This window comes from Candidatus Pelagibacter sp., from assembly GCF_052049935.1.
Taxonomy (GTDB): domain Bacteria; phylum Pseudomonadota; class Alphaproteobacteria; order Pelagibacterales; family Pelagibacteraceae; genus Pelagibacter.
The window spans coordinates 1-3,913 of record NZ_JBNGZA010000022.1 but is presented as its reverse complement, the minus strand read 5'-3'; the positions used below and the strand labels follow the sequence as shown (position 1 = coordinate 3,913).

Below are 3,913 nucleotides of genomic sequence, written 5' to 3'. Positions count from 1 at the left end.
ATTCTAAAAAAATCCTTTTTTGTTGTTAAAATTTTTAGATTTTCTTTTTCTGCTAAAAGATTGATATTTTCAATATCTTTTTGATTATATTCATAATGATCAGGAAATTCTAAATCTTTAGAAATTTTAAAATTATATTTATTTAGCATTTCAATAAATGTTTTATGGTTGCCTATACCTGAAAAAGCCAAGTAACGATTATTTAAATCAAATTCTTTCAAATTTTTTAATATATATTTTGTTTCGAAAATTAAAGCATCTTTATTAAGGCTTAATAAAAGTTTTTTAAATTCTAAATTATTTTCATCATTTCCATTAAGAACAATTAATTGATAATTTTTAATATCATCTAATTTTTCTCTCAAAGGACCTGCGGGCAAAACTAATCCATTTCCAATTTCATTTTTTTTATTAAAACAAACAATACTCAAATCATAAAGTAGTTCTTTATCTTGTAATCCATCATCGAAAATTGCAATTTTATAATCTTTCTCCATAGCTTGATATAATGCTGATTTTCTAGAATGATTTACAAACACCTCCCCGTATTTCTCTAAAATCAATTTTTCATCAGTTTGATCTGAATATAATTTTTTTATAAAACAAGATTTAATGTTGTTAGCATCTAATATTTTTTTAATTTCAATTGCTAAAGAAGTTTTGCCTGTTCCACCAATATAGATATTCCCAACACATATTGATATAATGCCACTTAATTTTTTTTTTTTTTTTAAATTGTACTTTGAAATTAATTCAACTATTTTTGAAAAAGGTAATAAAGAATATGAAATTAATGAAATTTTTTTATTGTCCCAAAATTTTGGTTTTTTTATTTTCATGATGATTAATTATCTTTTTTATCTCAAAAAAAGCTAGTTTAAGAGTTTTTTCTCCAAGCTTATCAATATTTATTTTTTTTGAACTTTTTTTGTTTAGTAAAATTTTACTTTTTTTAACAAGATCAGATACTTTTTTTACCTTAAAAGAAATCTTTTTAATTCCAAATAACCTGTAAACTTCTTTAAAATTTTTAACATGTGGTCCGTGTAGAATATTTAAATTAAAAGTTACAGGCTCGATAGGATTTTGACCTCCATGTTCTATTAATGATCCTCCCATAAAAACAAGATTGGTTATAGGAAAAAATTTTTTTGTCTCACCATAAGAGTCAACTAATAATATATCTGTATCAGTGTTAATAATTTTATTTATGCTTTTTATATTTACAGAAAGTTTTAAAGTTTCTAATTGATCTTTAATTTCATTTATACGTTCAATATGTCTAGGTATAATTATTGTAATTAAATTTGGTATGTTACTTTTTAAAAGCTGATGCATTCTTGCTATGATAATTTCTTCAGAAGGATGTGTGCTTACAGCAGTGAAAACTTTTCTCTTTCTAAATTGATTATAAAATTTTTTTGAAAAAAAACTTTGATCGATTTTATTTTGTTTTGCAAATTTAAGGTTACCTAAATTTTTAATTTTTTTTACTTTAAATTTTTTAAGATAATTTATTGTTTCTTGATTTTGAGGAAATGCAAAATCTATTTTGTCAAAAACTTTAGTGGCAAAATTTTTGAAAATATTCCATCTTTTAAACGATCTTTCTGTAATTCTTGCATTCATCAAAACAAGTGGAATAGAGTTTTCTTTGATTTTGTAAAACATGTTAGGCCAAATTTCTGAGTCAATGAATATACAAATTGAGGGTTTCCAATAATTGATAAATCTAGATGCAAAGTATTTTAAATCTATAGGGAAAAATTGGTGAATAGTTTTTTTAAATTTAAATTTTGTAAAAATGTAAGATGAACTAAGAGTTGATGATGTAATTAATATTGTTTTAATTTTATTTTCTGACTCAAACTTTCTAACCAAAGGTATAACACTTATTAGTTCACCAACACTCGCAACATGAAACCAAATTAAAGTCCCTTTTTTTCTTTGTTTAGAAAAAATTGTAAATTTTTCTATAAATCTTGATTTACTCTCTTTTTTTTTGATTAGTCTAAAAAGAATTATAATAGGAGAAACCAAAAGTATTAAACATGTTAAAATTTGATAAATAAAAAACATTATTCTTTTCTAATCTGCTTTTCATAGAAAGTTTTATATTTACTTGATACTTTTAAGAGCGTTTCATGATTACCAGACTCAATAATTTTACCGTTATCTACAACAAAAATTTTGTTTGAATTTTGCACTGTAGATAGTCGATGCGCAATAACAACAGTCGTTTTCCCCTTAGTTAAAATATTAATTGCATTTTGAATTTTTTCTTCTGTTTCAGAGTCTAAGGATGATGTTGCTTCATCAAGAAGAATAATTGGACTTTGTTTAAGAATTGCTCTTGCAATAGAGATTCTTTGTTTTTCACCCCCAGACAATCTAATACCATTTTCCCCAATTATAGTGTCATATTTATTTGGAAGTTGGTTAATAAATTCATCAGATGATGAAAGTTTTGCTGCATTAATTATTTCATTATCAGATGCATCCATTTTTGCGTAGGCAATGTTATTTCTTATAGTGTCATCAAATAATGTTGTATCTTGACTAACAAGTGAAATTTTATCTCTTAAAGAGCTTGTTCTGACACCTTCAATATTCTGATTATCAATGATTATACTACCACTATCTATTTTATAAAATCGTGGTATCAAATTTAGTAAAGTTGATTTACCAGAGCCACTATGTCCAACTAAAGCTGACATTTTTCCACCTTCTATCTCAAGATTTATATTTTTTAATACAATGTCATCTTCTTGATTATATTGAAATGAAACATCTTTAAAAACTATATCTCCATTATTTATTTTTAGATTTGGTGAATTCAAATTCTCATCAATTTCATTTTTATTATCTATAATTGGCAAAATTCTTTTTGCAGCTGATAAACCTTGATTAACTGCCATACTAATAGTAGCAAGTGATCTTACTGGTTGATATGCTAGCATCATTGCAGCTAAAAAAGAAAAAAAATTGTTTATATCTATTTCATTTTTAATAATTAGTTTTCCAGAATAAAAAATAAGAATAGCTATCATTACTCCAGTAAAAGTTTCCATAATTGGAGAAACTCTTACATAAACTGTTCTAATCTTAGCATTTTTAATTTTAAGATTTTCAAGATGTTCATCTGAACGATTGATTTCATAATTTTCATTTTGAAAAATTTTTATCAGTTTATGATTTTTGAATATTTCAATTAAATATGAGTTTAAAAAACCAGATTTTTCTTGAGCTTCTGTTGTTACTTTTCCAATTCTTTTACCTAAAGACTTTGCTGCTGTACTCGCTAAAGGTATCATGATTATTGCAACCAGAGAAAGCTTCCAATTTTGATAAAACATTACAATTAATAAACCTATCAAAGTAAGACTATCTTTAAATAATGCTAAGATCGCATCACTTAACATATTAGTTATGTGAGTTACATCATATGTAAGATTAGAAATAAATTTGCCAGAATGCTTTTTATCAATTAATTTTGTATCTGCTTTGATTAATGATGAAATCATATCAAACTGCAAAATTTTTTTAATTTCTTCACCAACCATGATCATAGTTGATTTTGCAAAATATAAAGAAATACCTTTTGTTGCAAAAGATAATATAATAAAAATCGGTATAATAAAAATTAGCTGTTCATCTTTTTCAATAAAAATTTTTTTAATTGCAGGATCTAACAACCAAGCAATAACAGAGGTGCTACCTGCCACCAAAATTGAAAAAAAACCTGCTAACAAAATTTTATTTAGAAAATTTTTTGAATAATCTTTGTATAGTCTTTTTATAATTTCTTTATTAGTCATGATTTAAATTTTTCCAATTATAAGATTTAGAAAAACTAAGAAACCCAAGATATTATTTGATTTAAAAATATTTAAACAATTTAAAGTATCTTTAA

At 24.2% G+C, this 3,913-nt stretch carries 3 protein-coding genes; all 3 read right to left on the bottom strand.

Features of this window, described 5'->3' with window-relative positions; genetic code table 11:
• On the bottom strand, nucleotides 1–839 hold an 839-nt coding region (gene lpxK / locus ACTT90_RS07300; RefSeq protein ID WP_440938072.1), incomplete at its 3' end, for a tetraacyldisaccharide 4'-kinase.
• Nucleotides 805–2,079, bottom strand: coding sequence for a 3-deoxy-D-manno-octulosonic acid transferase (locus ACTT90_RS07295; protein WP_440938071.1), 1,275 nt, complete (start codon nucleotides 2,077–2,079; stop codon nucleotides 805–807). The genes ACTT90_RS07295 and lpxK, both read right to left, overlap by 35 nt.
• Entirely contained in the window at nucleotides 2,079–3,818 is a 1,740-nt protein-coding gene (locus ACTT90_RS07290) for an ABC transporter ATP-binding protein (RefSeq protein WP_440938070.1), read from the bottom strand. Before ACTT90_RS07290 ends, ACTT90_RS07295 begins: the two co-directional genes overlap by 1 nt.
• Between the last annotated feature and the right edge of the window lie 95 nt (nucleotides 3,819–3,913).

Bases quoted from the DNA above. Each gene is read 5' to 3' on its own strand.
- ACTT90_RS07295 (WP_440938071.1), bottom strand. From the start codon at position 2,079: ATGTTTTTTATTTATCAAATTTTAACATGTTTAATACTTTTGGTTTCT.
- ACTT90_RS07290 (WP_440938070.1), bottom strand. From the start codon at position 3,818: ATGACTAATAAAGAAATTATAAAAAGACTATACAAAGATTATTCAAAA.